The following is a 23,226-nucleotide window of genomic DNA, read 5'->3' as shown; positions in this document are numbered from 1 at the left end:
CTATTAGCCAGTAGCTAAAGGCTGATAGCCAATTACAGTCGGGTCATCACCTGTTTCACCATGCGCTCTTTCCAAGGGCCAAACGTACCGGCAATGATTTCCTTGCGCGCCTCCTGCACCAGCCACAAGTAGAAGGCCAGGTTGTGGGCCGAGGCAATTTGCGGCCCCAGCATCTCCTTGCACTGGAATAGGTGGCGCACGTAGGAGCGCGAGTAAAACGTGCTGGCGTGTCCACCCAGTTCAGGGTCGAGGGGCGTAAAATCGGTTTCCCACTTTTTATTGGTGATGTTCACGATGCCCTGCGTGGTGAACAGCATGCCGTTGCGGGCGTTGCGGGTCGGCATCACGCAGTCGAACATATCCACGCCCAGCGCGATGTTTTCCAGGATGTTGGCTGGCGTGCCCACGCCCATCAGGTAGCGCGGCTTGTCCTTGGGCAGGATGTCACACACCAACTCAGTCATCTCATACATCAACTCGGCCGGTTCGCCCACGCTCAGCCCGCCAATGGCGTTGCCCACCCGGCCCTGCTCGGCAATAAACTCCGCCGACTTCACGCGCAGGCCCTTGAACGTGCTGCCCTGCACAATCGGAAAAAGAGCCTGCTCGTAGCCGTAAAGCCCTTCGGTGCTGTCGAAACGCTCAATGCAGCGCTTCAGCCAGCGGTGCGTCATGTCCAGCGAGCGGGCGGCATAGTCGTACTCGCAGGGCCATGGCGTACACTCGTCAAACGCCATAATAATGTCGGCCCCAATCACGCGCTGAATGTCCATCACGCCCTCCGGCGAGAACAGGTGCTGGCTGCCATCCACGTGCGAACGAAATTTTACGCCCTCTTCCTTAATCTTTCGGGTGTTGCTCAGCGAATACACTTGGTAGCCGCCCGAGTCAGTCAGAATAGGCCGGTCCCAGCCGTTGAACTTGTGCAGGCCACCGGCGGCTTTCAGCACATCGAGGCCCGGCCGTAGGTAAAGGTGGTAGGTGTTGCCAAGAATAATCTGGGCGTGCACATCCTCTTTCAGCGTGCTCTGCGATACCGCTTTCACGGTGCCAGCCGTGCCCACCGGCATAAAAATAGGCGTTTCGATGGTGCCGTGGGCCGTTTCGAGGCGGCCGGCGCGGGCTTTGGTGGCGGGGTCCTGGGCGAGAAGGTCGAAGGTCATGTGGTCTGAACGGTCATCCTGAAAGTAGCGTAGCGAATAGAAGGACCTTATCAACCGCGAACGATTCGCAGTAAACCAACCGGCGCGGCCGTGATAAGATGCTTCGCTGCGCTCAGCATGACAGTACAAAGGTAACCTGCCCGTTTTGCGCCCCGTACTTTTGCGGGCTCATTCGTACGCTTCCCGTTGCTGCTTCCTTACCTTCCCACGTCCCCTTTTTTCTGGTTGTTGCTCGCGTGCGTGCTGGTGCAGTTGGTTTATGCCGCCTACTTTTTCTGGCCCTTTGCCCGCCGCCCTGTTGAAGCTGCTTCTAATGAGTTGGGCCCCGATTCGGAGCCCGTTTCCATCGTTGTCTGCGCCCGCAACGAGCTCGACAACCTGCGCAACCTCCTCCCGCTGCTGCTAAAACAGGATTACCCCGCACCCTTCGAAATCGTCCTCATCGATGACCGCAGCCACGACGATACCTATCTCTACGCCCAGCAGCTCGCCCAATATTATCCCGAAAAATTCCGCCTCGTGACCGTCGACCGCACCCCCGATGGCTTCGCACCCAAGAAATACGCCCTTACCCTCGGCATCAAAGCCGCCCGTTTCCCCCGCCTGCTTTTCACCGACGCCGACTGCATTCCGGCTACCAACCAGTGGCTGCGCCTCATGCAGCGCGGCTTTGCCCAAAAAAACGGGGCCGACCTCGTCCTCGGCTTCTCGGCCTACACCGAAGCGCCTGGCTTTCTCAATCAGCTCATTCGCTACGAGACGCTGCTCACGGCGGCTCAGTACCTCAGCTTTGCCTGGCGTGGCTGGCCCTACATGGGCGTGGGCCGTAATTTGGCCTATACCCGGGCCTGTTTCAATGCTACCAAAGGCTTTGCCTCGCACATCCGTCAGCTCTCCGGCGACGATGATTTGCTGGTGCAGGATGCTGTCCATCAGCACCAGCGCGTAGCCGTGGTGGCTGAGCCGTCGGCCCACACCTTCAGCGAGCCGGCAGCTACCTGGCCGGCCTGGTGGCGTCAGAAACGGCGCCATTTGTCGGCTGGTCGGGCTTACCGGTTGGGCGACCGTTTGCGGATTGGCACGTTTGTTTTCGCCAATATGTTGTTCTATTTGGCTACGGTTCTGCTATTAATTTCGCCAAACAATTGGGTACCTTTGGCGGTCGTATGGGTTCTCCGAACTTTGTTTGTGAGTGCCGTGTATGCCCGTGTCGGCCGCCGCCTCCACCAGCCCGTAAGCGTCGGGCTGCTTCCCGTGCTCGACGCGGTTTATTTTTTCCAATACCTGGCCCTGGGAATCTCGCTGTTCCTTAACCGCACCCTTCGATGGAAGTAAACAACCAAGACATTCAAAAGCAGTTTTCAGCAAAAGCCAAGCACGATTTCAAGCTGATTCGCGCCGCCGTAGACCACGGCGATGAGAAAGCTTACGCCGAGTTGATGCACATCTACAAAAAGCCCGTTTACCACGTGGTGCTCAAGATGGTGCGTAACCAGGACGACGCCGAAGACTTGACCATCGAAGCTTTCGCCAAGGCTTTCCGTAACCTGCATAAGTTCAACCCTGAGTACGCATTCAGTACCTGGCTGTTCCGCATCGCCACCAACAACTGCATCGATTTTATCCGCAAGAATAAAATCAAAACCATGTCGATTGATTCGGCCATCAAGGTGGACAACGGCGACGAAATCACCATCGATTTCCGCGACAACGACCTGAACCCGGCTGAGCACGCCGTGCGCAACCAGAAAATTGAAATCATGCGCCACGTTGTGTCGCGCCTGCCCGATAAGTACCAGCGCCTCGTGAGCCTGCGCTATTTCGACGAACTCAGCTACGAAGAGATTGCCACCGAGCTCAAAGCACCCCTCGGCACTGTGAAAGCCCAGCTGCACCGCGCCCGCGAGCTGCTCTATGACATGGTGAAGAACACCAAGCAGATTATTTAAGCCTTGGCTTTTGACATTCTGAGCATTTTGCGCACAAAGCAAAGATGAAGGACCTTGTCACGCTGGAACGATTGGTTCTGATGTGATAAGGTCCTTCATTTTTGCTTTGTGCGCAAAATGCTCAAGATGATATTTCCCTCTTTTGTATGAACCTCCTCCAAAACTATTTTCCTTCGCTCACGCCCCAGCAGCTGCAGCTTTTTCAGCAGCTAGAAACTGAGTTCCGGGCCACTAACGAAGCCATCAACCTAGTGTCGCGCACCGACATGGATAATTTCGTGGAGCGCCACTTGCTGCATTCGCTGGGCATTGCCAAGGTCATCCAGTTTCCGAAAGGCAGCGCCGTGCTCGACGTAGGCACCGGCGGGGGCCTGCCCGGCTTGCCGCTGGCCATCATGTTCCCGGAGGTGCATTTCCACCTCGTCGACAGCATCGGTAAGAAAATCCGCGCCGTGCAGTTTATGGCCGCTGCGTTGGGCCTGAACAACGTGACCGCCGAGCAAACCCGCGCCGAGCAAGTGCGTGCCAAATACGACTATGTGGTGAGCCGCGCCGTGGCCCGCCTTGCCGCCTTCCACCCCTGGATTGCTCACCGCTTTAAACCACAAGGCGCCGCTGGCTCCGGCCTGTATTACCTGAAAGGTGGCGACTTGGCTGAGGAAATAGCCGAATCAGGTTTGAAAACGAAAGTGACGGATTTGAGTGAATTCTATAAAGAGGAATTCTTTGAGACAAAAAAAGTGGTTTTCGTACCTGCTAAGTAGGCCTTTGTTATTGCAAATATTCTACGCATCAAGCGGCGACGAAACAATGAGTCCTGTTCTCAGTGACCAGCCCAGTACTGTAAAAAGCCCCATTACTGCACAGTAATGGGGCTTTTTATTGATATAAAGAGTTTGCCACACTTCAGCTCTAGTCGCAATTAGGAGGCTGAATTGTCGCTACGCTCGCAATGAAAAGTGAAGACACTACGCTGGTACCTCTGCCGTCAGGAATTCCACGGCTCGCCGCTCTGAGTAGTATTCCCCATCCGGCGAGCCTTCGGCGAAGCCAACGTGGCCGCCATCAGAAGGCGTTTCCAGAAACACAAACGGCGAATTGGCCGCCAACTCTCTTGGATAGCAAGAGGCTGGCAGAAACGGGTCATTCTGCGCATTCACCAAGAGGGTGGGCACCTGAATACCACTCAGGTAGCGCCCGGAGCTGGCGTATTGGTAATATGCTTCGGCCGAGTCGAAGCCGTGCATGGGCGCGGTGTACTTGTCGTCGAACTGCGGGAAATTGCGCAATGCTTCCAAGCCATCCAAATCAACCTGGCCGGGCAGCAACGCCGCTTTATCACGGATTTTTTGACGTAACGACTTCAAAAATCGGCGCATATATACCTGGTTCTGGAGCCGGCCGATATGCACCGAACTAGCCCGCAAATCCGTTGGTACGGAAAACACGGCGGCGCGCTGCACTTCGGCTGGTACGCGGGCAGCATCCTCGCCGAGGTATTTCAGCGTCACGTTGCCGCCCGCCGAAAAGCCCAGTAAGTAGGCTCGCTGGTAGCGCCCGGTGGCCAGTGTATGGCGTAGCACCCGGTCTAAATCCTCCGTATCGCCAAGGTGGTAGGAGCGGAGCAGGCGGTTCATCTCGCCGCCACAGCTGCGGTAGTTCCAAGCCAGCGCATCGAGGCCGGCGCGGTTGAGCGCACGCACCATGCCCCGCACGTAGGGCCGCGAAGCATCGCCCTCAAGGCCGTGCGACACGATGGCGATGCCGTTGGTGGGGCGCATTGCGGGCAAGCGGCTCCAGTCCAGGTCCAGGAAGTCGCCGTCGGGCAATTCGACCCGCTCGCGTTGGTAAGCCACATCGGAAACGGTGCGCCACAGGCTGGGCACAATGGTCTGGAGATGGCCATTGAACAGGTAGAACGGTGGCTGGTATTGCGAGGCAGCAACGAGTGGCATAGCGCGGAAAGCTGAAAGTGTATTGCTGCACCGAGTGGAGTCAGCGAGCGGGCAGAGGCTATCAAGTAAAGTTCGCCCCTAATCGGCATGCATACTAATTTAGGGATGCTAAAGTGAAATTGAAATGAGCAAGACCATTCAAAAGCGTGGCAATAGGGCTTTGATAGCAGCTAAAAGGGCTTGGACTCAATATTTTTGCCATGGCGGTTTGAATTTGTCAGACAGATTCGTACCTTTGCCCTCCCAAACACAGAACTCAAGCATAACGCTCTTATATATTTCCTGCTCATGGCAAACCATAAGTCGGCCCTCAAACGCATCCGCAGCAACGAAGCCAAGCGCGTGTTGAACCGTTACCAGCACAAATCCACCCGCACGGCCATCAAAAAGCTGCGCACAACGACCGACAAAACGGCTGCTCAGGAGTTGCTGAAGAAAGTTACTTCGATGCTGGACCGTCTGGCCAAGAAGAACATTATCCACAAGAACAAAGCTGCTAACAACAAAAGCAAGCTGACAAAGCTCGTCAACGCGCTCTAGTGCGAGACGAGTTTAGGAGGACCAGACTGCGCCGCCCCAAGGTCTGGTTCTCCGCTCTACACGAAAGCCCTGCTTGGTAACAAGCAGGGCTTTTTGCGTGTGTATGGGGGTTTACTATAGTTGAACCATAGGTTAATTCAATTATAATTTGAGTCGAACGCTTACCTTGTGTATACTATTCCACAAATAAGCTCCCCAATTCATGAAACACCCTTACTCTTGGGCGCAGCCAATACTGGCTGCGCTGTCTTTGTTTATAGCCTCCAGGGCCAATGCGCAGCAAGCCTGGCGGCCTTTCCGACCGGGGCTGATATATGCTTTCAGTGGTCCTGGCAGTAGTAGTGTCCACACGCTGCGCCTCGATTCGGCTTATCGCACGGCTGCCGGCGACTCGGCATGGGCTTTCGGGCGAATCCTGAAGACCAGTGACGGTCACGAGCAAAGCACAAACCCTTACGGAATTTACCGCAAGAGCCGCAATAACCTGTTTGGGTCCAATCTGTTATGGGTGGCAGGTACAAGCGAATTTGTGTTGGAGAACGTGGCAGAAGGCACGTATCAGGCGGCCCTGTCGCTGCGGTTGCGGCCGCGTGCGGCAGTCGGCACTACCTGGACGGCCAGCACCGCACCAGCCCTAACGGCCACGCTCACCAGCCGCAGCCTAGAGCAGGTACAAGGCGTAAGCGACTCAGTGGCAGTTATCACGCTCAGCTCAGGCCAAGTGCTGCGCTTGAGCCGGAGCTACGGCTTGCTCGAAGGGCCACAGTGGCTGGGCTCAACTTCGGCAGCGACACAGTGGGTGCAAACTCATTTGCCGCAGACGCTGATGCAATCACCGTACAACCCGTTGGCGCTGTTTACAATGCAGCCTGGCGATGAAATGGGGTACGAGGCAAACCCATTTAATATTATGCCTTACGGTGGCTCGCGAAGCCATATTCTGCGCCGGATTATTACCCGGCAGCAAACGGCAGACAGCCTGATTTTTACTACCCAGGAGCAACGGCGTACAGAATTTTTCGCTTCTCCTTCAACTAGTGGCAGCGTGCAAACCTATCCAATTGGCAGGGGACGGTGGGCATTCTCGTTACGCACCGGCAAATCAGCACAGTTTCCTGCTCTGCCGTTGCTTACAGGCGAATACGTGCCGATGTACGCCTCGGCACAGCCGCCCTACTATGTTGGGCGAGGAATCACAACCAGCAGTAGTTCAACTGGCTGCGGGCCAAGTGGGCAGTACCTGAGCTTTATCGGAGTGTTCCCGGGATTTAATGCGCCAGCTGGCCAATACAGCACTGGCATCGACATAGGCTGGCAGCAAGGCTTCTCGTTGGCGCTGGGGCTGGGATATGTATTTACGGTTGATGGCGAAGCACTCCTTTATTATCGTCGGAATGCTGGTAGTCCGCTCACTTGTGGCTCGCCAATGAATTTTATCAACCTACTACCTACTCGCGCCGCCGAGGCCGCGAAGCTGGCCACGCTTCATCCCAACCCTGCTACTGACATTGCCACGCTCATCCTGGCCCAACCAGCACGTACCGGCACCAGCCTGCACCTGAGCGATGCGCTGGGCCGTACCGTGTGGAGCACTGCGGTGCCAGCTGGCCAGACAGACGTAGCCGTGCCCATTGCCGGGCAGCCAGCCGGCCTCTACCTGCTGCATCTGAGCAGCCCCGGTACTACTAGTAGCTGGAAGCTGACGCACGAATAATAGCTCCTTTTACTATGAAAACTGTTTACTACCGTGAGCAGCTACTGCTGCTTGTAATTCTGCTGGTTACAACCTTCGGGGCCCACGCACAACAGGCCTGGCGCCCGTTTCAGCCAGGGTTGATTTATACCTATGATACGGCACCAGTCGGCAGCGTTACGCCAAATACCTTTTTGCTACGGCTAGATTCGGCTTACGCTACGCCGGCTGGCGACTCGGCTTGGGCCTTCAATCGGCTGATGCGGCCCCTTGACGGCAGCGCCCCTGCATTCTATACCAGCGCCCGCAAGAGCCGCAATAATCTGTTTGGGGCCCGGCTGCTCTGGACTCCGGGCACGAGCGAATTTGTGCTGGAGAATGTGGCGGAAGGCACGTACCAGGCGGCCCTGTCGCTGCGGTTGCGGCCGCGCGCGGCGGTTGGCAGTACGTGGACGGCCAGTACCGCGCCCCTGCTCACGGCTACGCTCAGCAGTAGGGCCTGGCAACCGGTGACCAGCGCCGCGGGTAGCCCCTCCGATTCGGTGGCTACCATCACGCTGAGCTCCGGTGCGGTGCTGCGCCTGAGCCGGCGGTATGGGCTGCTGGCCGCGCCGCGTTGGCTGGCTGTGGGAAACAATACCGCCCCACAGTGGCAGGTGAGCGAGCTGCCCGCGCCGTTGGCGGGTACGCCGCTTTCGCCGGTTGTTTTGTTTAATTTCCAGCCCGGCGACCGATTGGGGTACGAAACTACCCCAATTTCTATGAGCGGCCCGCGTTGTACAACTGACTTTAGTATGCGCGTCATTCAGTCGCGCCAAGTAACCAGCGACTCACTGATTTATACCTATCAGGAGCAAACCCGTACTGTGAATTACAGTGGGTTGGGCTGCTTTAGTACACCTGGCGCAGCGATTGGGCCGGTGCGTGCCGGACGGATGGCTTTCTCGCTACGGAACGGTCGTTCACCGCAGTATCAGGCCTTGGTGTTGCTTTCGGGTGAATACGAAGTAGTCCCTAATCGAAGTGGCACGGTGGTAGTAGGTACTGGCCTGCGCCCGGCAAATGGTGCGGGGTGCCTTAATGGTAGGACTCTGTTTTACCAGCAGTTATACCCTACAACTGGTGGGACGCATAACTTCCCTACTGATTATGGTTGGACCCAGACCTTTGCCCTTCAACTCGGCTTGGGTAATACCATAACGTCCTACTCGTCAGACGAAATGGCACTGACCTACTACCAGCGCGTCACCCCCAACGGACTCGTGACCTGCGGTTCCTCAACTGACTACGCCAACCTACTGCCTACCCGCGCCGCCGAGGCTGCGAAGCTGGCCACGCTCCATCCCAACCCCGCTACCGAAGCGGCCACGCTGACACTGATGCAGCCCGCCCGCCCCGGGCACCAACTGTACCTGACCGACGCGCTGGGCCGCACCGTGTGGAATGCGCCTTTATCTGTTGACCAGACGACCGTAGCTGTGCCGCTAGTTGGGCAGCCCACTGGTCTCTACATGTTGCACCTGAGTGGGCCCGAAGCCACCGGCAGTTGGAAGCTGTTGCACGAGTAAAGCCGTTTGCTTATATAGAAAGAGCCCGCTGTGCAGACAGCGGGCTCTTTCTATATAAGCGAAGACAGGCAGCCCTTAGGCAATGCTCACCTTCACCATATTTGCTTTTCCTTGCTCCTGAATGGGCATCGAGCCAGTATTGATAAATACGTCGCCGGGGGCCAGATGACCGGTGGTAGTAAGCACGTAGCGGATGTCCGTAATGGTGCTGTCGGTGCTGATAAGGCGGTCGTAATAGAAGCTGCGCACGCCCCACACCAAGCTCAGAACCGTGAGAAGCGGCCGGTTATTGGTGAAGATAAAGATGTTGGCTTTGGGGCGATACTTAGCCAGTTGAAAGGCTGTGTAGCCCTTGTGCGTCATACCTGTAATTGCCTTGGAGCCCGTATTCTTGGCCAGGTGGCAGGAGGCCGACAGTACGCTGTCGGCCATGAAGTTGGGGCCGGTGGGGTCGATGGGCCACCACTTATGGAAGAGCTGCGGGCTACGGCTTTCTACGCTCAGGATGGTACCCACCATCGAGCGGATAACCTCGGCCGGATAGGCGCCCACGGCAGTCTCAGCGGAGAGCATTACGGCGTCGGCACCGTCGAGCACGGCGTTGGCTACGTCGCTGGTTTCGGCGCGGGTGGGGCGGGGGGCCGTAATCATCGACTCCATCATTTGCGTAGCTACGATGACGGGTTTACCGGCGGCGTTGCACTTGGCAATAATCATCTTCTGGGCCATGGGCACTTCCTCCATCTTCACCTCCACGCCGAGGTCGCCGCGGGCTACCATCACGGCATCGGTGATGGCGATGATTTCGTCTATGTTGCGCAGGCCGTCGGGCGTTTCAATTTTGGCCACCACCCGGGTGGTTTTGCCCGCTTCGGCAATCAGGTTTTTGATGAAGCGGATGTCGTCGGCTTTGCGGGCGAAGCTGAGGGCTACCCAATCCACGTCGTGCTCCAAACCAAATCGCAGGTCTTCGATGTCCTTTTCAGTCATTGACGGGGCCGAAACTTCCGAATCGGGCAGGTTGATGCCCTTACGGGGCTTCACAAGACCGCCGTATACCACTTCCACGTCTACCTCCTTGTCGCGGTCGGTGGCCAGCACTTTCAACTCAATCTTGCCATCGTCAATGAGAATCATGTCGCCGGCCTTCACGTCGCGCGCCAGGCCCAGATAAATCGTGCTCAGGCGCGTGGCCGTGCTGATTTCCTTTTCGCCGCACACCAGCTTAATCTTGTCGCCGGCCTTGATTTCCACGCCGCCGCCTTCTACCTCACCAAGACGAATCTTGGGGCCCTGCAAGTCCTGGAGCAGGCCCACCGAGGTGCGCATGTCCTTGTTTAGCCGGCGCACGGTGTTGATGACTGAGAGGTGGTCTTCGTAGGAGCCGTGCGAGAAGTTGAGGCGGAACACGTCCACGCCTTCGCGAATGAGCACGCCAAGGCGCTCGTAAGTATTTGAAGCGGGGCCCACCGTGGCCACTATTTTGGTTTTGTTAAACGCGGGGCGGTTATCGATTTCCATGAGTGTTAGAGCGGGCGCGAAGCAGTTCTTCGCGCGGTTCAGATGAGTGAAAGCAGTGAAACGAAAGAAGGGCGAGTAGCAGTAGCTACAAAATAAGATTCTCTTTGTATTTCAAGGTGTTCGGGTCGAATTGACACACGTATTGCACGGCATCTAAGGCCGTGAGGCGGTGCATCAGTTCGTCGTCGGCGAGGTGGCCGCTGCCGTTGCTCACGGCCAGCAGGTAGTCGTACTCCTTGATATCGGGAGCTAAGAACGGCTTTTTTAAGTTAGATGGCGCAATGGAGCGGTTGCGCAGCAGCCGAAAGGTGAGGGTTTCGGTGGTGTGGAGGTAGTGCGTGAATACCAAACGGCCCTGGTTGAGCAGGTTCAGAAGCAGTTCGGGCTGCTTCACGAGGCGCAGGCGCAGGGCACGGTTCAGGGTCCAGGCCAGGGTATAGTCGCGGGTGCTGCTGACCAGCCCAAAGAGGGCAAAGTCGCACTCATAGTCTACATCGAGGGTGAAAGTCTTCATAGAGCCGCAAAATGGGGCATTCTACCCGTCAGCGCAGGCAAAGCTACGGCTTGCAACGGGCCACCGCCATAATCTTGTACCCCCAAATGAAAAGCGCGGCGGTGGGTTAGTTGAAAAATCTCTCGTTACTTTGCGCCGTAATTTTCCCTAAACCCCCACGGAAATGTCTGAAATCGCAGAAAAAGTAAAGGCCATTATTATTGATAAACTGGGCGTTGAAGCCTCCGAGGTTACCCCCGAGGCAAGCTTCACCAACGACCTGGGCGCTGACTCGCTGGATACCGTTGAACTCATCATGGAGTTCGAAAAGGAGTTCAACGTGAGCATTCCCGACGACCAGGCCGAGAACATCCAGACCGTGGGCCAAGCCATCAGCTACCTCGAAGAGCACGCCAAGTAGTTTTTCTTCCGCCCGAATCGAACCAGTTAAGGGAAAAAAAGTTACCCCGGTTTTTCGTTTCGTTCGGAATGAATCCCAAGTTATGCGCATACCGGCCGGCTAGCCGCCGGCCGGTTTTGCCGTTTTATTCCGCTTCATTTTTTGCGCCAGAGGCGCCTGCTTATGTCGTCCATCCGACGGGTTGTCGTTACCGGCCTTGGGGCCATTACTCCGCTGGGCAATACTGCCCCGGCTTATTGGGAAGGCCTGCGCACGGGCACTAGCGGCGCAGCCACCATCACGCGCTTCGACCCGGCTAAGTTCAAAACCCGCTTTGCCTGCGAAGTGAAGGGCTACGAGCCAGACAATTTCTTCGACCGCAAGGAGCACCGCAAAATGGACCTGTTCACGCAGTTTGCCGTGGTGGCATCCGATGAGGCCATTGCCGATTCGGGCCTGCTCGAAAGCGGGGTGGACAAGGACCGGGTGGGCGTGATTTGGGGCTCCGGCATTGGCGGCCTGAAATCGTTGCAGGAAGAATGCTTTCAATTTGAGCGGGGCGATGGAACACCACGCTACTCGCCCTTCTTTATTCCGCGCATGATTGCTGACTCCTCGTCGGGCAATATCTCCATCAAAAATGGCTTCCGCGGCCCCAATTTCGTTACCACTTCGGCTTGCGCCTCGTCAAATGACGCCATCATCGCGGCCTTCAACAACATCCGTCTCGGCCTGGCCGACGCCGTAGTGACTGGCGGCTCCGAAGCAGCCATCACCGAATCGGGGGTGGGGGGCTTCAATGCCCTCAAAGCCATGAGTGAGCGCAACGACGACCCGGCTTCGGCCTCGCGGCCCTATGATAAGGAGCGCGATGGGTTTGTGCTGGGCGAAGGCGCTGGTGCTTTGGTGCTCGAAGAATACGAGCACGCCAAAGCCCGTGGTGCCAAAATATACGCCGAGCTGATTGGCGGCGGCATGTCTTCGGACGCCTACCACATCACTGCGCCCGACCCGAGCGGTAGCGGTGTGGTGCTGGTGATGAAAAATGCCCTGCGTGATGCCGGCATCAAGCCCGAAGACGTGGACTACATCAACACGCACGGCACCAGCACCCCGCTGGGCGACGGCGCCGAAATCAAAGCCATTGAGCAGGTTTTTGGTGCCCACGCCACCCAGTTGAATATCTCCTCAACTAAAAGCATGACCGGCCACTTGCTGGGCGGTGCCGGCGGCATTGAGGCAGTGGCCTGCCTGCTGGCCATGAAAAACGGGCTGGTGCCACCCACCATCAACCTGAACACGCCAGACCCGGAAATCAACCAGGCGCTGAACTTCACGCCGAATGTGGCACAGGAGCGCGACGTACGTGTGGCCGTGAGCAATACATTTGGGTTCGGCGGGCATAATACCTCGGTGGTATTCCGCAAGCTGTAAGGTCGTTACCAACTCAAAAGGTAAGAAGCCAGGCTGCACACAGCCTGGCTTCTTGCCTTTTGCCGTTCTACTGAGCCGGCGTTCTACCTTTGTGCTATTCTCTGCCACACTTTAGCGTCCTTTCCTTTGCTTGGTTTCGTTTCCCGGTTTTTTGCTTCCGATAAGGCATTTCGGCAGGCGGTGACTACCATCACTGGCCAGAAGCCCAAGAATGCCCAGCTGTATCGCCTGGCATTTACGCACTCGTCGGCGGTGCGGCAGCAGCCGGCCATCGGCCGCCACCAGACCAATGAGCGGCTGGAATTTCTCGGCGATGCCGTGCTGGGCACAGTGGTGGCCGAATACCTGTTCAAAAAATATCCTTACGAACAGGAAGGCTTCCTGACGGAGGTGCGCTCACGTATTGTGAACCGCGAAAGCCTAAACGGCATCGCCCTTAAGCTGGGCCTAGACAAGCTGGTGCAATTGGATGCCGCGCAGGGCCGCGCCGCCCGCTCACGGTCGGTGAATGGTAATGCTTTGGAGGCGTTGGTAGGGGCCGTATATCTGGATTTGGGGTACGAGGCGACTCGAAAGTTCATATTGACCCGCCTCGTGAAGGGCTTTGTGGATGTGCACACGCTCACCACTACTACAGCCAATTTCAAGAGCAAGCTGGTGGAATGGGCGCAACGCCAGGGCAAAACCGTGCGCTACGACATTACGGGTGAGGCCCGGCCGGGCGGCATGATGGAATTTACGGCCAGCGTGTTGCTCGACGAAGAGGTAATTGCCACGGGTATGGGCCTGAGCAAAAAGCAAGCGGAGCAACTGGCGGCTGAGCGGGCCCTGACGGAGTTGGGAGTTGCTTGAGTTATTCACTGATTCCATAAGCCAAGCGAGCCCTGGCGGGAGGGCATTCGGTTACCGAATGTCGTCCTGCCAGGGCTTTTTTTCGTTCAACCTGCTAGGTTTCCACCAACATGTCGCCCCGCTGGGGCTTGTATATACAGCATCTCTAACACCAAATAATTGAAAACATGCGCATCGCCGGAGCCGCCCTCAACCAGATTCCCATTGATTGGAACAATAACCTTCGCAACATCAAAACGGCCATTGAGCAGGCCAAAGCGGCGGGCGTGGAGTTGCTATGCCTGCCCGAGCTGTGCCTGAGCGGCTACGGCTGCGAAGACCTGTTTCTGAGCGACTGGATGCCGCAGGCGGCGTTGGCACACCTGCAAACGGTGCGGGAATGGACGCAGGGCATTTGTGTGGTGGTGGGCGTACCCGTTCGCCTCAATCACCGCACCTACAATACGGCAGCGGTGCTGCGCGATGGCCAGATTCTGGGCTTCGCGGCCAAGCAGTTTCTGGCCAATGATGGCGTGCACTATGAAACGCGCTTTTTTGTGCCCTGGCTGGCCGGTGAGCAAACAACCGTGGAGTGGGAAGGGGAGACGTGGCCATTGGGCGACCTCATTTTCGAGCACCAGGGCGTGCGCTTCGGCTTCGAAATTTGTGAGGATGCGTGGCGGGCTGATAATGTGCGGCCTGCCTGTCGCCTCATGGGCAAGGTCGATTTGATTGTGAACCCGTCGGCCAGCCACTTTGCAATGAGCAAGACGGATGTGCGCTACCAGCTGGTAATGAAGGCCTCGCGCACGTTTGACTGCACCTATCTCTACGCCAACCTGCTGGGCAACGAGGCTGGCCGCATCATTTTCGACGGAGAAATTCTGGTGGCCCGCAACGGGCACTTGCTGAAGCGCAACCAGCTGCTGAGCTTCAAGGAGGTGGACTTGGAGTGGGTGGATGTGGATTTTAATGCTAAGCCAGAGCCGGCGGCCGAAATTATACCTCTACCCGCGCCCGACGAGTATAAGGAGCTAAATCAGGCCATGAGCCTGGGCCTGTTTGACTACCTGCGCAAGGCGCGCAGCCGCGGCTTCGTGCTGAGCCTGAGCGGCGGGGCCGACTCGTGCTTCTGCGCCGTGGGCGTAGCCGAAATGGTGCGGCTGGGGGTGGAGGAGTTGGGCTTAGACGAGTTTAAACACCGCAGCGGCTGCTTTACCGAAGCGGTAGTTACGCAGCAGGAAGGTGCTGGCGGTAAGGCTATCCAGGTGGCGGAAAGCCCCACGCCTGAGTCGGCCCTTAGCGACAAGCAACAGCTAGTGCGCCAATTGCTGACCTGCGCCTATCAGGGCACGGTCAATTCCTCGGATGACACTTTTAATTCGGCCAAAGAGCTGGCAGATAGCATTGGGGCCCGGTTTCATAACTGGGAGATTGACGAGGAAGTGACGGGCTACGTGGGCAAAATCCAGCAGGCGCTGGGCCGGGACCTAACCTGGCAAACCGACGATTTGGCCCTGCAAAACATTCAGGCCCGGGTGCGGGCCCCCGCCATCTGGTTGCTGGCCAACGTGCAAAACTGCCTGCTCATCACCACTTCCAACCGCTCGGAAGCCAGCGTGGGCTACTGCACCATGGACGGCGACACCGCCGGCAGCATCTCGCCCATTGCGGGCGTGGACAAGGACTTCGTGAAAAAGTGGTTGCGCTGGGCCGAGGCTGAATTGGGCTACTCCGCTCTGAGCCACGTTAACGCCCTGCAGCCCACCGCCGAGCTGCGCCCGCTGGAAGAAAAGCAAACCGACGAGCGCGACCTCATGCCTTACACGCTGCTCAACCGCATCGAGCGGCTGGCGTTTTACGACCGCCTCAGCCCCAAACAAGTACTCACGGCGCTGGGCACCGAGGAAACCGGCTTCGATCACGAGCAGCTGAAAACCTACGTGCGTCGCTTCTACAGTCTCTGGAGCCGCAACCAGTGGAAGCGCGAGCGGTATGCCCCGAGCTTCCACCTCGATGACTACAACGTGGACCCACGCTCCTGGCTACGATTCCCGATTCTCAGCGGCGGGTTCGGCGAAGAGCTGGCGGAATTGTAGCTGTTGGCATCAGACTGCAGCGCAGTTATGTGAGAATTACGTTTTGGTAGACAGTATTTTACAGCATATAATAGCTTGCCACCGCAAGTTTTGGCGGCCGATGGTACCTGAGTGGCTGTAACCTTGGTAATGGCCGCGAAGAGCCGGCGCTGAGGCATCCTTTAGTATTTCTTCAGGTCTGATTCGTTGGCTCATTCATTCTCGCTGCCCGTGGCCCATGGCCTCCTCAATGAAACCCGGCTGAGTGCGCTGTCGGCGGCGGATGCTGCTTTGGTGGCGCAACTACAGCAGGGGAGTGAAGTGGCCTTTCGCACGTTGGTAGCGCGTTTTCAGGACCGTGTCTATCAGACAGCGTTTTCCCTCTTGCGGTCGCCGGAAGAGGCGGAGGACGTTGCCCAGGAAGTCTTTGTCGAAGTCTACCAGACCATTGGGCGGTTTCGGGGCGAGGCGGCCCTGAGCACCTGGCTTTACCGGCTGGCCACCTCGCGGGCCCTGAAAAACCGGCAGCGGGCGCGGGCTAAAAAGCGCTTTGCCTTTTTCACCAGCTTGCTGGGTTTCGATAACGAAACGCTATACGAGCCACCCGACCATGGGCACCCCCAGGCGCTGCTCGAAGGCCAGCAGCAGCTACAACTGCTGCTGGCCCACGTCGCCCGCTTGCCCGACCAGCAGCAAGTGGCTTTTACCCTGCGCCATGAGCAGGAGCTGAGCTACGAAGAAATTGCAGCCGTGCTCGAAACCACTGTGCCGGCGGTGGAATCGTTGTTGTTTCGGGCCCGGCAAACATTGCGTAAACACGTTCACCCCCTCCTTCGCCATGTCTGATTCTGCTGCTCGCTCCAACTCCGATGATGCCTGGGATGACTTACTAGGCCAGCTGGCTGCCCAGCCGAAAGTTCAGCCCCGGCCCTTCTTTTACACGCGGGTGCAAGCTCGGCTGGCCCCCGAAGCACCGGCCGCATCACCCCCGCTGGTGCTTGGCTGGCTGCGTCGGCCCGCCTATGCCGTGCTGCTGGGCGCTTTGGTGCTGATGCTGAGTGGCGACGGCTCGGCGCTACGCCCGGCTGCGGGAGCCGTGCATTACAATGCCAACCCCAGGTAGCCAGCCGCCGCGCTGATGAGGGGCTGAGTACCTTTGAACCCATATTTCACTTTCGCTACGCATGTCATCTTTCCTCGCCGCTATTTTCTGGAACATTAATCCCATCATTGCCCATATAGGGCCGGTCACGCTGCGTTGGTACGGGTTATTTTTCATGCTGCCCTTTGTGGTTGGCACATTCATCCTCACGCACATCTACCGCTCAGAGCGGGTGTCGCCGCAGTGGGTCGATGTGATTACGATTTACATGCTGATTGGCACCATCGTGGGGGCTCGGTTGGGACATATGCTGTTCTATGATTTAGACGCGCTACTGGCTGACCCGATGGTGGTGTTTAAAATCTGGCAGGGCGGCCTGGCCAGCCACGGCGCTACCATCGGTATCCTGTTTGCCTGCTGGCTGTTTGCACGCAAGAATAAGTTCGATTACCTGTGGGTACTCGACCGCATTGTGATTGTTGTGGCGCTGGGCGGCGCCTGCATTCGGACGGGTAACCTGATGAACTCTGAAATCGTGGGCAAGCCAACCAATGTACCGTGGGCCTTCGTTTTTCCGCGCGATTTTGAACATTGGAAGAGCTTTGGGGCCGACCAGCCCGCGCCCGTCGGTTCTTACGCGGTGCAGCGGGTGGCCAATCCGCAAGCAGGCGGCGAGCCGGAAATTGTGAGCCAGCCCATCACCGGTCCCGTTACGGCAGATACTCACGTGGCCGTGCCCCGCCACCCCACCCAGATTTACGAGGCGCTGTTCTGCATTTTCCTGCTGACGTTGCTCTACTCGATGTGGAACCGGACCAAGGAGCGCACACCCCGGGGGCAGTTATTCGGGCTGTTTGTGGTGCTGCTGTTCATCCAGCGTTTCCTGGGGGAATTTCTGAAAGAGAACCAGGTGGATTTTGAAAACGGTCACCTGTTCAACCAAGGCCAGTTGCTCAGCATTCCGCTGATTTTTATCGGTATCTGGGTGCTGTGGCGGGCCGGCAAAGACCCCGAAAACCCCTACGGCTACGCCCCGCGCGACCTGGGCAAGGAAGGCGACCCGCAGCCGAAAGTAGGCGCGGCAGCCGGCACAGTTCCACCCCGCGCCCAGTAGCGCAAGGTTTCGCGAAGTTGAAAAAAGGGAAGTCTCGCAACGGTTGGTAGTACACCAGCCGTTGCGAGACTTCCCTTTTTCAGCGCCTCAAACGCTTACCGTTAATTCGGTAGCGTGTACTCGTATAGCTCGCCCTGCTCGGTGCTGATGAGCAAGGTGTTATTGTCTTTGAAAACTGCTCCCTCCGTTTGGCCGGCGCCTTCCAGCGATACCTGACGGGGTTTGGCTTTCAGGATGTCGGCCCACGAAGCGCCGTCGAGGATGAACAGCTCGCCCCGGCCCAGCAGCACCAGCCGTTGGCCATCGGGGCGCAGTGCGGCATCGGTCACCTGGCCCGGAATGGCTAATGAGGCGACTTTTTTGGCCGTGTACGTACCGGGATGGTCGGGCACTGCATACACGTTGCTGGTGCTGCTCTGGCCCCGGTCTTTGGTGAAGAGCCAGACGTTGCCGCCTTGCCAAAGGCTGGCCTCGCAGTCGAAATTCCGCTCTTTTTTGCTGGGCGGAAACTCGGTTTGGTCGGGGTAGGAGAAGTTGATGAGGCCAACCTGCTGCGGGTTGTCGAGGCGTACGCGGTAGATGGACAGGTTGCGACGGGTGCTTTCGTTGTTGCCGCAGTTGCCGATGTAGTAGTTGCCCTCGGTGTCGCGGCTTAGGCTTTCCCAGTCGTTATTCTGCGCCCCGATGTCGATGGAGCGAACGAGCTTTCCAGTTTCGCTGATTTCGTAGAGAATAGGTGAGTTACCGCCGTCGCCGAAGCTGTAGTAGCTCTGGCTGGTGGAGCCCGGCGCCAGGCCCGAACTTTCGGGTACCACGCCCTTGAGCGAGCCCACGCGCTCCAGACCGGTGATGGCCGCTGCCGCTGCTTTGTCTTTGCGCCGGTCGCCGCCTTTCTTGGGGCCGTCTTTGCCGGCGGATTTCGCTGTCTTGGTTTTACTGGATTTTGATTTGTCGGACTGCGCTTCGGAGCAGGAAGCGGTAAAGAATAATGCCGCCACGACGGACAAAAAAGGAATAAATCGCATCAATATTACCAGAATGTGAACTTGGCTATACGAAGCTCCCTGCTCAGGGTACGGGGTCGTAGCCGTGGCCGCCCCAGGGATGGCAACTGGCAATGCGCCGCAAGGCCATGCGCCCGCCCCGCCACGGCCCGTATTTGCTGATGGCCTGCGCCGCATACACCGAACAGGTCGGCGCGTAGCGGCAGCTCGGCGATGTGAGCGGCGAAATAAAGCGCTGGTAAAACCAGACAAGGCCAAGAAACAGCGCGCGAAACAGGTGGGAAAACATAGTTGATACTGTTTTTGACGCTACTTCGGCAGCGCGTTTAACTCCGCTTTCCACCGTTCCCAATCCGGCAAAAGGCGCGTTTGTAGGTCGTAAAAAGCCTTGGAATGGTCGCCTACCAGCAAGTGGCAGCACTCGTGTAGCAGCACGTAGTCGAGGCACTCGGGGCGTGCGTGCACCAGCTCGGGCGAGAGGCGAATACGGGCCGTGCGCGGCGTGCAGCTGCCCCAGCGGCTGCGCATCTGGCGCACGAATAATGTAGGGCGCACGAGGTTGAATTCGGCGAAGCGGGGCCATACCCGCTCCAGCGACTGGGCAAAAAGCGGCTTGGCCTGGCGAACGTACCAGGCGTGGAGCAGCGCTTCGGTTTGGGCAGGGGTGAGGGGAGTGGGGGTGGCCATCACCAGTTCATCGCCGTCTACTAGCACGGCTGGCCGGCGGGCTTCGGCGAAGCGCAAGCGGTAGGGCTGGCCCTGGTAGTAGTGTAGGCTGCCGGCTTCGAAATGGCGGCTGGGCGCGGGAGCCGGGCGGTTGGCAAACGCCTCCTGATGCTTGAGAATCCAGTCGGCTTTTTTCAGCACCTGTTGGGCCACCCACTCGGGCGAAGTGCCGGCGGGTGCGCTGATGTGCACGCTGCCATCGGGCCGCACGGCGAAACCGATGGTGCGCCGGGAGCGGAAGACCAGCGTGTAGTGCAGGGACTGGTTTTTATAGGGGAGCGTTTCGCGTCGGGGCGCGGCAGAGAAGGGGCGAGGCATAGCGAAGCAAGTTCGGCAGTAGGGCCGGAATGCGTAACGGCGAAGGGCGGCAAAATAATTTCGCTACGGCCCTTAACCAATCGCGCTAAAGGCGTTACCTTCCGCTATGGAACACTGTTTACCTAGGTATTTTTCTGTTTTTAACTTCCTTTTGACTCTTGCTGCGGTGCTGCCCGTGGCCTCGGTGCAGGCTCAGGGCAACGGGCCCGGCGTACGGGGTGCGCGCGCTGCTGCACTCGGCAATGCCTCGGTAGCGCTGGCCGGCGAGGTCTGGAGCATGGGCAATAACGTGGCCGGCCTAGCCGAAATCCGACAGCCCAGTGTGGGCTTTTACGCCGAAAACCGCTACTTCAGCGCGGCCCTGAATGTGGGTGCACTCACGGTTGCCCTACCGTTGGGCCGCACCACCACTCCCGATGCCGGCGGCGTGATGCCGGGCGCCGAAGGTGCCGCACCGGTCCTCAGCCCGGCCGCTACCACCTGGGCGCGCAACGGCGTGGTGGCCTTTGAGGCGCAGCGCTTTGGTGGCCAGCTTTACAATGAAACCCGCTTGGGGGCCGGCTATGCCTACCGCTTCGGCCAAATCAGCCTGGGGGCGCGGGCCGATATACTGCAGGTGAGCATCGAAGGGCTGGGCAGCCGGCGTGTGGTATTGGGCACGCTGGGTGGGCAGATTGAAATAGTGCCCCGGCGGCTCAGCTTCGGGGCTTCGCTCTACAACCTCAGCCAAACCAAGCTGGCCAGCTACCAGGACGAGCGGGTGCCGACCATCTTGAAAGCGGGACTGGCGTACCGGCCCAGCTCGCAGGTGATTTTGCTGGCCGAAACCGAAAAGGATGTGGAGCGCGATGCCAACTTCAAATTTGGGCTGGAGTACCGACCCGTGCCGGTGCTAGCGGCGCGGCTGGGGCTGGCGAGTCTCACGGAACAGGCCAGCGCGGGTATTGGCGTGCTGGCCGGGGCATTTGAGATTGACTATGCCGCTGCCTTTCAGCAGGCACTGGGCTTTAGCCAGCACCTGAGCGTCAGTAAGTCCTGGGGAAAAAATTAGTGAACAGTTAGCAGTGAACAATGAGCAATTGGCAACGAGTAGCTAACGGAACACGATGAAGAAACTTTACCCTTTTGCGGGGAGCATAATAGCAGGTTGGAACAAGCGGGTGATTAAGCGGGCCATTTGGTGCCTGGCGGCACTCACCGTGCACTGCTCGTTGCTCACTGTTCACTCTGCTGCTGCCCAGGACTATGTGCGCCGCGCACCGGATTTGGACCGGCTGACGCAGGAGTTGTTTGCCGAAATTCAGTCGGACGAAGTGCCGTATGAGGACCTCTACGAAACGCTGCTCCAGTATTACCAGACGCCCATCAACCTCAACACCGCCACGCGGGAAGAGCTGCGCTCGTTGCTGTTGCTGAACGAGAACCAGATAACGACACTCCTCAAGCACCGCGAAGCCAACGGCGACCTGCTGAGCGTGTACGAGCTGCAAAGCATTGAAGGCTACGACTTGCGGACCATCACGCGCATTCTGCCCTTTGTGAGCGTGCAGAGCAGCAACGCCAATGCCAGCCGCGGCAACCTGTGGCAGCGCATAGCCAAGGAGGACAACAACGCCCTCTACCTGCGCTACGAGCGGGTGCTGCAGCAGCGGCAGGGCTACACGCCGCCCACCCTCTACCAGGGCCAGCCCACCACGCGCTACCTGGGCTCGGCCGACAAAATGCTGATTCGCTACCGGGTGAGCCACACCAAGGATTTCAGCCTGGGCTTTTCGATGGAAAAGGATGCCGGTGAGCAGCTGATTTGGAACCCGAAAAACGGGCAGTTTGGGGCCGATTACGTGTCGGCTCACTTGCTGCTGCAGGAGCGAGGCAGGCTGAAGGCGCTGGCACTGGGCGACTACCAGCTGCAATTCGGACAGGGCTTATTGCTGTCGTCGGGCCTCGGTGTGGGCAAGGGCGCGGAGACAATTACGACGTTGCGGCGCTCGTCGGTAGGCGTGCGGGCATATTCGTCATTGCTCGAAAATACGTTTTTCCGGGGCGGCGCGGCCACCTACCAAGTGGCGCCCACGGTGCAGGCCACGGCGTTTGTGTCGCACAAAAACGTGGATGCCAATCTCCAGCAAAGCATCGATTCGCTGGCGCAGTTTGATGAGTTTACGTCGGGCTTGCTGTATACGGGCTTCCACCGCACGGCCTCCGAGCTGGCCAACCGCCACCAGCTGGCCGAAACCGTGGGCGGCGGCAATGCTACTTACACCAGCCGCAGCGGCAACCTGGCCATTGGCGCCACGGGCGTGTTTACGCACTACGGCACAGCTATTCTGAAGCGCCCCGAGCCCTACAATTACTTCGAGTTCAGCGGCAAGGAAAACCTGGCGTTAAGCCTGAATTACAGCTACGTGTACCGCAACTTCCTGCTTTTCGGCGAAACGGCGCGTAGCACCGGCGGCGGCATTGGCACGGTGAATGGCCTGCTGGCCAGCCTGGGCTCCAATGTGGATGCAGCGTTACTCGTGCGCCATTATGATTCCGACTTTCATACCCTCTACGGCAATGCCTTCAGCGAAAACACGCGCAACATCAACGAAACCGGCGTCTACATCGGCCTGAAAGTGCGCCCCGTGGCCCGCTGGGAAGTCTCGGCCTACTACGACCAGTTCCGCTTCCCGTGGCTGCGCTACCGGGCCAGTGCCCCCACCGACGGCCACGATGCCTTGGTGCGCCTGGCTTACTCGCCCACCAAAACCAGCCTGCTCTACGTGCAGCTGCGTCAGCGCCTCAAGCCCCGCGACCTCTCCGCTACGGACCTGAACAACTACGAGCCCGGCCGGGCCCTGCCGCTGCCCGGCGAGCAACTGCGCCAAAGCATTCTGCTGTATTACAACACGGCTATTTCGCCGCAGCTTGAGTTGCGCACCCGCATGCAGGCCCTGCGCCTGCGCGACGATACTGGCTTGGCTTGGCGCAGTGGCTATGTGCTCGCCCAGGACGTGGGTTACCAGCTCAACCGCACGCTCAAGCTCTCGGCCCGCTACTCCATTTTCGACGCCGACGACTACGACAGCCGCCAGTACATCTATGAGCAGGATGTATTACTGGCTGTATCGGTACCGGCCCTCTACGGCCAGGGCACGCGGGTGTACGGCATCGCCGAAATTCGGCTGAACCGCAGCCTCACGCTCTGGCTGCGCTACGCCGAAACCCGCTACCGCCACCAGGACGTAGTCGGCTCGGGGCTGGAATCCATTCAGGGTTCGCTGCGCAGCGAAGTAAAGGCGCAGTTGCGCGTGAAGTTTTAAGCGCAGTCTGTCATTGCGATTGGAGCGAAACA

At 58.4% G+C, this 23,226-nt stretch carries 22 protein-coding genes; 15 read left to right on the top strand and 7 right to left on the bottom strand.

Translation table 11 applies throughout. The features are described from left to right. Window positions 1-32: 32 nt before the first annotated feature. Entirely contained in the window at window positions 33-1,163 is a 1,131-nt protein-coding gene (gene tgt, locus J4E00_RS11330) for a tRNA guanosine(34) transglycosylase Tgt (RefSeq protein ID WP_208175261.1), read from the bottom strand. Between the two features lie 186 nt (window positions 1,164-1,349). Between tgt and J4E00_RS11325 the strand changes: the two genes are divergently transcribed. The 3 genes from J4E00_RS11325 to rsmG all read left to right on the top strand — a co-directional run bounded on the left by J4E00_RS11325 (window position 1,350) and on the right by rsmG (window position 3,876). Next, window positions 1,350-2,498: a glycosyltransferase gene (locus tag J4E00_RS11325; RefSeq protein ID WP_208175260.1), complete on the top strand. Its 1,149-nt coding sequence runs from the start codon at window positions 1,350-1,352 to the stop codon at window positions 2,496-2,498. After that, window positions 2,489-3,112: an RNA polymerase sigma factor gene (locus J4E00_RS11320; RefSeq protein ID WP_208175259.1), complete on the top strand. Its 624-nt coding sequence runs from the start codon at window positions 2,489-2,491 to the stop codon at window positions 3,110-3,112. Before J4E00_RS11325 ends, J4E00_RS11320 begins: the two co-directional genes overlap by 10 nt. A gap of 146 nt (window positions 3,113-3,258) precedes the next feature. Then, window positions 3,259-3,876: a 16S rRNA (guanine(527)-N(7))-methyltransferase RsmG gene (rsmG, locus tag J4E00_RS11315; RefSeq protein ID WP_208175258.1), complete on the top strand. Its 618-nt coding sequence runs from the start codon at window positions 3,259-3,261 to the stop codon at window positions 3,874-3,876. Between the two features lie 204 nt (window positions 3,877-4,080). Here the strand turns inward: rsmG and J4E00_RS11310 are convergent, their stop codons facing one another. Beyond that, on the bottom strand, window positions 4,081-5,067 hold the full coding sequence (locus J4E00_RS11310; protein WP_208175257.1) for a YheT family hydrolase: 987 nt from the start codon (window positions 5,065-5,067) through the stop codon (window positions 4,081-4,083). A 288-nt stretch (window positions 5,068-5,355) separates the two neighbouring features. Here J4E00_RS11310 and rpsT point away from each other — a divergent pair, with 288 nt between their 5' ends. The 3 genes from rpsT (at window position 5,356) to J4E00_RS11295 (ending at window position 8,868) form a co-directional block, all read left to right on the top strand. Then, window positions 5,356-5,607: a 30S ribosomal protein S20 gene (rpsT, locus tag J4E00_RS11305; protein ID WP_168674786.1), complete on the top strand. Its 252-nt coding sequence runs from the start codon at window positions 5,356-5,358 to the stop codon at window positions 5,605-5,607. A gap of 202 nt (window positions 5,608-5,809) precedes the next feature. Further along, complete coding sequence (locus tag J4E00_RS11300; protein ID WP_208175256.1) at window positions 5,810-7,321, top strand: T9SS type A sorting domain-containing protein; 1,512 nt, start codon at window positions 5,810-5,812, stop codon at window positions 7,319-7,321. 14 nt (window positions 7,322-7,335) lie between these two features. After that, window positions 7,336-8,868 (top strand): T9SS type A sorting domain-containing protein, encoded by a 1,533-nt coding sequence (locus J4E00_RS11295; RefSeq protein ID WP_208175255.1) that lies wholly within the window; start codon window positions 7,336-7,338, stop codon window positions 8,866-8,868. 75 nt (window positions 8,869-8,943) lie between these two features. Here the strand turns inward: J4E00_RS11295 and pyk are convergent, their stop codons facing one another. Further along, window positions 8,944-10,389 carry a pyruvate kinase gene (gene pyk, locus J4E00_RS11290; RefSeq protein ID WP_208175254.1) on the bottom strand — a complete coding sequence of 482 codons (1,446 nt, stop codon included), beginning with the start codon at window positions 10,387-10,389 and terminating at the stop codon, window positions 8,944-8,946. 85 nt (window positions 10,390-10,474) lie between these two features. Further along, window positions 10,475-10,903, bottom strand: coding sequence for an IPExxxVDY family protein (locus J4E00_RS11285; protein WP_208175253.1), 429 nt, complete (start codon window positions 10,901-10,903; stop codon window positions 10,475-10,477). Window positions 10,904-11,066: 163 nt separating this feature from the next. Between J4E00_RS11285 and J4E00_RS11280 the strand changes: the two genes are divergently transcribed. The 7 genes from J4E00_RS11280 (at window position 11,067) to lgt (ending at window position 17,841) form a co-directional block, all read left to right on the top strand. After that, entirely contained in the window at window positions 11,067-11,303 is a 237-nt protein-coding gene (locus J4E00_RS11280) for an acyl carrier protein (protein ID WP_169532328.1), read from the top strand. Window positions 11,304-11,465: 162 nt separating this feature from the next. Continuing rightward, on the top strand, window positions 11,466-12,716 hold the full coding sequence (gene fabF, locus J4E00_RS11275; RefSeq protein ID WP_208175252.1) for a beta-ketoacyl-ACP synthase II: 1,251 nt from the start codon (window positions 11,466-11,468) through the stop codon (window positions 12,714-12,716). Between the two features lie 126 nt (window positions 12,717-12,842). After that, window positions 12,843-13,568 (top strand): ribonuclease III, encoded by a 726-nt coding sequence (gene rnc, locus J4E00_RS11270; RefSeq protein ID WP_208175251.1) that lies wholly within the window; start codon window positions 12,843-12,845, stop codon window positions 13,566-13,568. A gap of 167 nt (window positions 13,569-13,735) precedes the next feature. Further along, window positions 13,736-15,646: an NAD(+) synthase gene (gene nadE / locus J4E00_RS11265; protein ID WP_208175250.1), complete on the top strand. Its 1,911-nt coding sequence runs from the start codon at window positions 13,736-13,738 to the stop codon at window positions 15,644-15,646. Between the two features lie 186 nt (window positions 15,647-15,832). After that, a complete protein-coding gene (locus J4E00_RS11260; RefSeq protein ID WP_236049708.1) occupies window positions 15,833-16,471 on the top strand; it encodes an RNA polymerase sigma factor in 639 nt (212 codons plus the stop codon). Continuing rightward, window positions 16,464-16,748 carry a hypothetical protein gene (locus tag J4E00_RS11255; RefSeq protein ID WP_208175249.1) on the top strand — a complete coding sequence of 95 codons (285 nt, stop codon included), beginning with the start codon at window positions 16,464-16,466 and terminating at the stop codon, window positions 16,746-16,748. Before J4E00_RS11260 ends, J4E00_RS11255 begins: the two co-directional genes overlap by 8 nt. A gap of 61 nt (window positions 16,749-16,809) precedes the next feature. Next, window positions 16,810-17,841 carry a prolipoprotein diacylglyceryl transferase gene (gene lgt, locus J4E00_RS11250; RefSeq protein WP_208175248.1) on the top strand — a complete coding sequence of 344 codons (1,032 nt, stop codon included), beginning with the start codon at window positions 16,810-16,812 and terminating at the stop codon, window positions 17,839-17,841. Between the two features lie 101 nt (window positions 17,842-17,942). On the opposite strand, the gene J4E00_RS11245 is transcribed toward lgt, so the two are convergent. The 3 genes from J4E00_RS11245 to J4E00_RS11235 are packed head-to-tail and all read right to left on the bottom strand — an operon-like array spanning window position 17,943 to window position 19,889. After that, entirely contained in the window at window positions 17,943-18,866 is a 924-nt protein-coding gene (locus J4E00_RS11245; protein ID WP_208175247.1) for a hypothetical protein, read from the bottom strand. 43 nt (window positions 18,867-18,909) lie between these two features. Then, window positions 18,910-19,134, bottom strand: coding sequence for a membrane protein insertion efficiency factor YidD (yidD, locus tag J4E00_RS11240; protein ID WP_208175246.1), 225 nt, complete (start codon window positions 19,132-19,134; stop codon window positions 18,910-18,912). Between the two features lie 20 nt (window positions 19,135-19,154). After that, window positions 19,155-19,889 (bottom strand): M48 family metallopeptidase, encoded by a 735-nt coding sequence (locus tag J4E00_RS11235; RefSeq protein WP_208175245.1) that lies wholly within the window; start codon window positions 19,887-19,889, stop codon window positions 19,155-19,157. A 151-nt stretch (window positions 19,890-20,040) separates the two neighbouring features. On the opposite strand from J4E00_RS11235, the gene J4E00_RS11230 reads away from it, so the two are divergent. Continuing rightward, window positions 20,041-20,940 carry a hypothetical protein gene (locus J4E00_RS11230; protein WP_208175244.1) on the top strand — a complete coding sequence of 300 codons (900 nt, stop codon included), beginning with the start codon at window positions 20,041-20,043 and terminating at the stop codon, window positions 20,938-20,940. 55 nt (window positions 20,941-20,995) lie between these two features. After that, window positions 20,996-23,194, top strand: coding sequence for a helix-hairpin-helix domain-containing protein (locus tag J4E00_RS11225; RefSeq protein WP_208175243.1), 2,199 nt, complete (start codon window positions 20,996-20,998; stop codon window positions 23,192-23,194). The last annotated feature ends 32 nt before the right edge of the window (window positions 23,195-23,226 follow it).

It is taken from the genome of Hymenobacter negativus (assembly GCF_017571495.1).
Taxonomy (GTDB): domain Bacteria; phylum Bacteroidota; class Bacteroidia; order Cytophagales; family Hymenobacteraceae; genus Hymenobacter; species Hymenobacter negativus.
The sequence above is the reverse complement of the archived record's forward strand: the minus strand, read 5'-3'. Positions and strand labels throughout refer to the sequence as shown.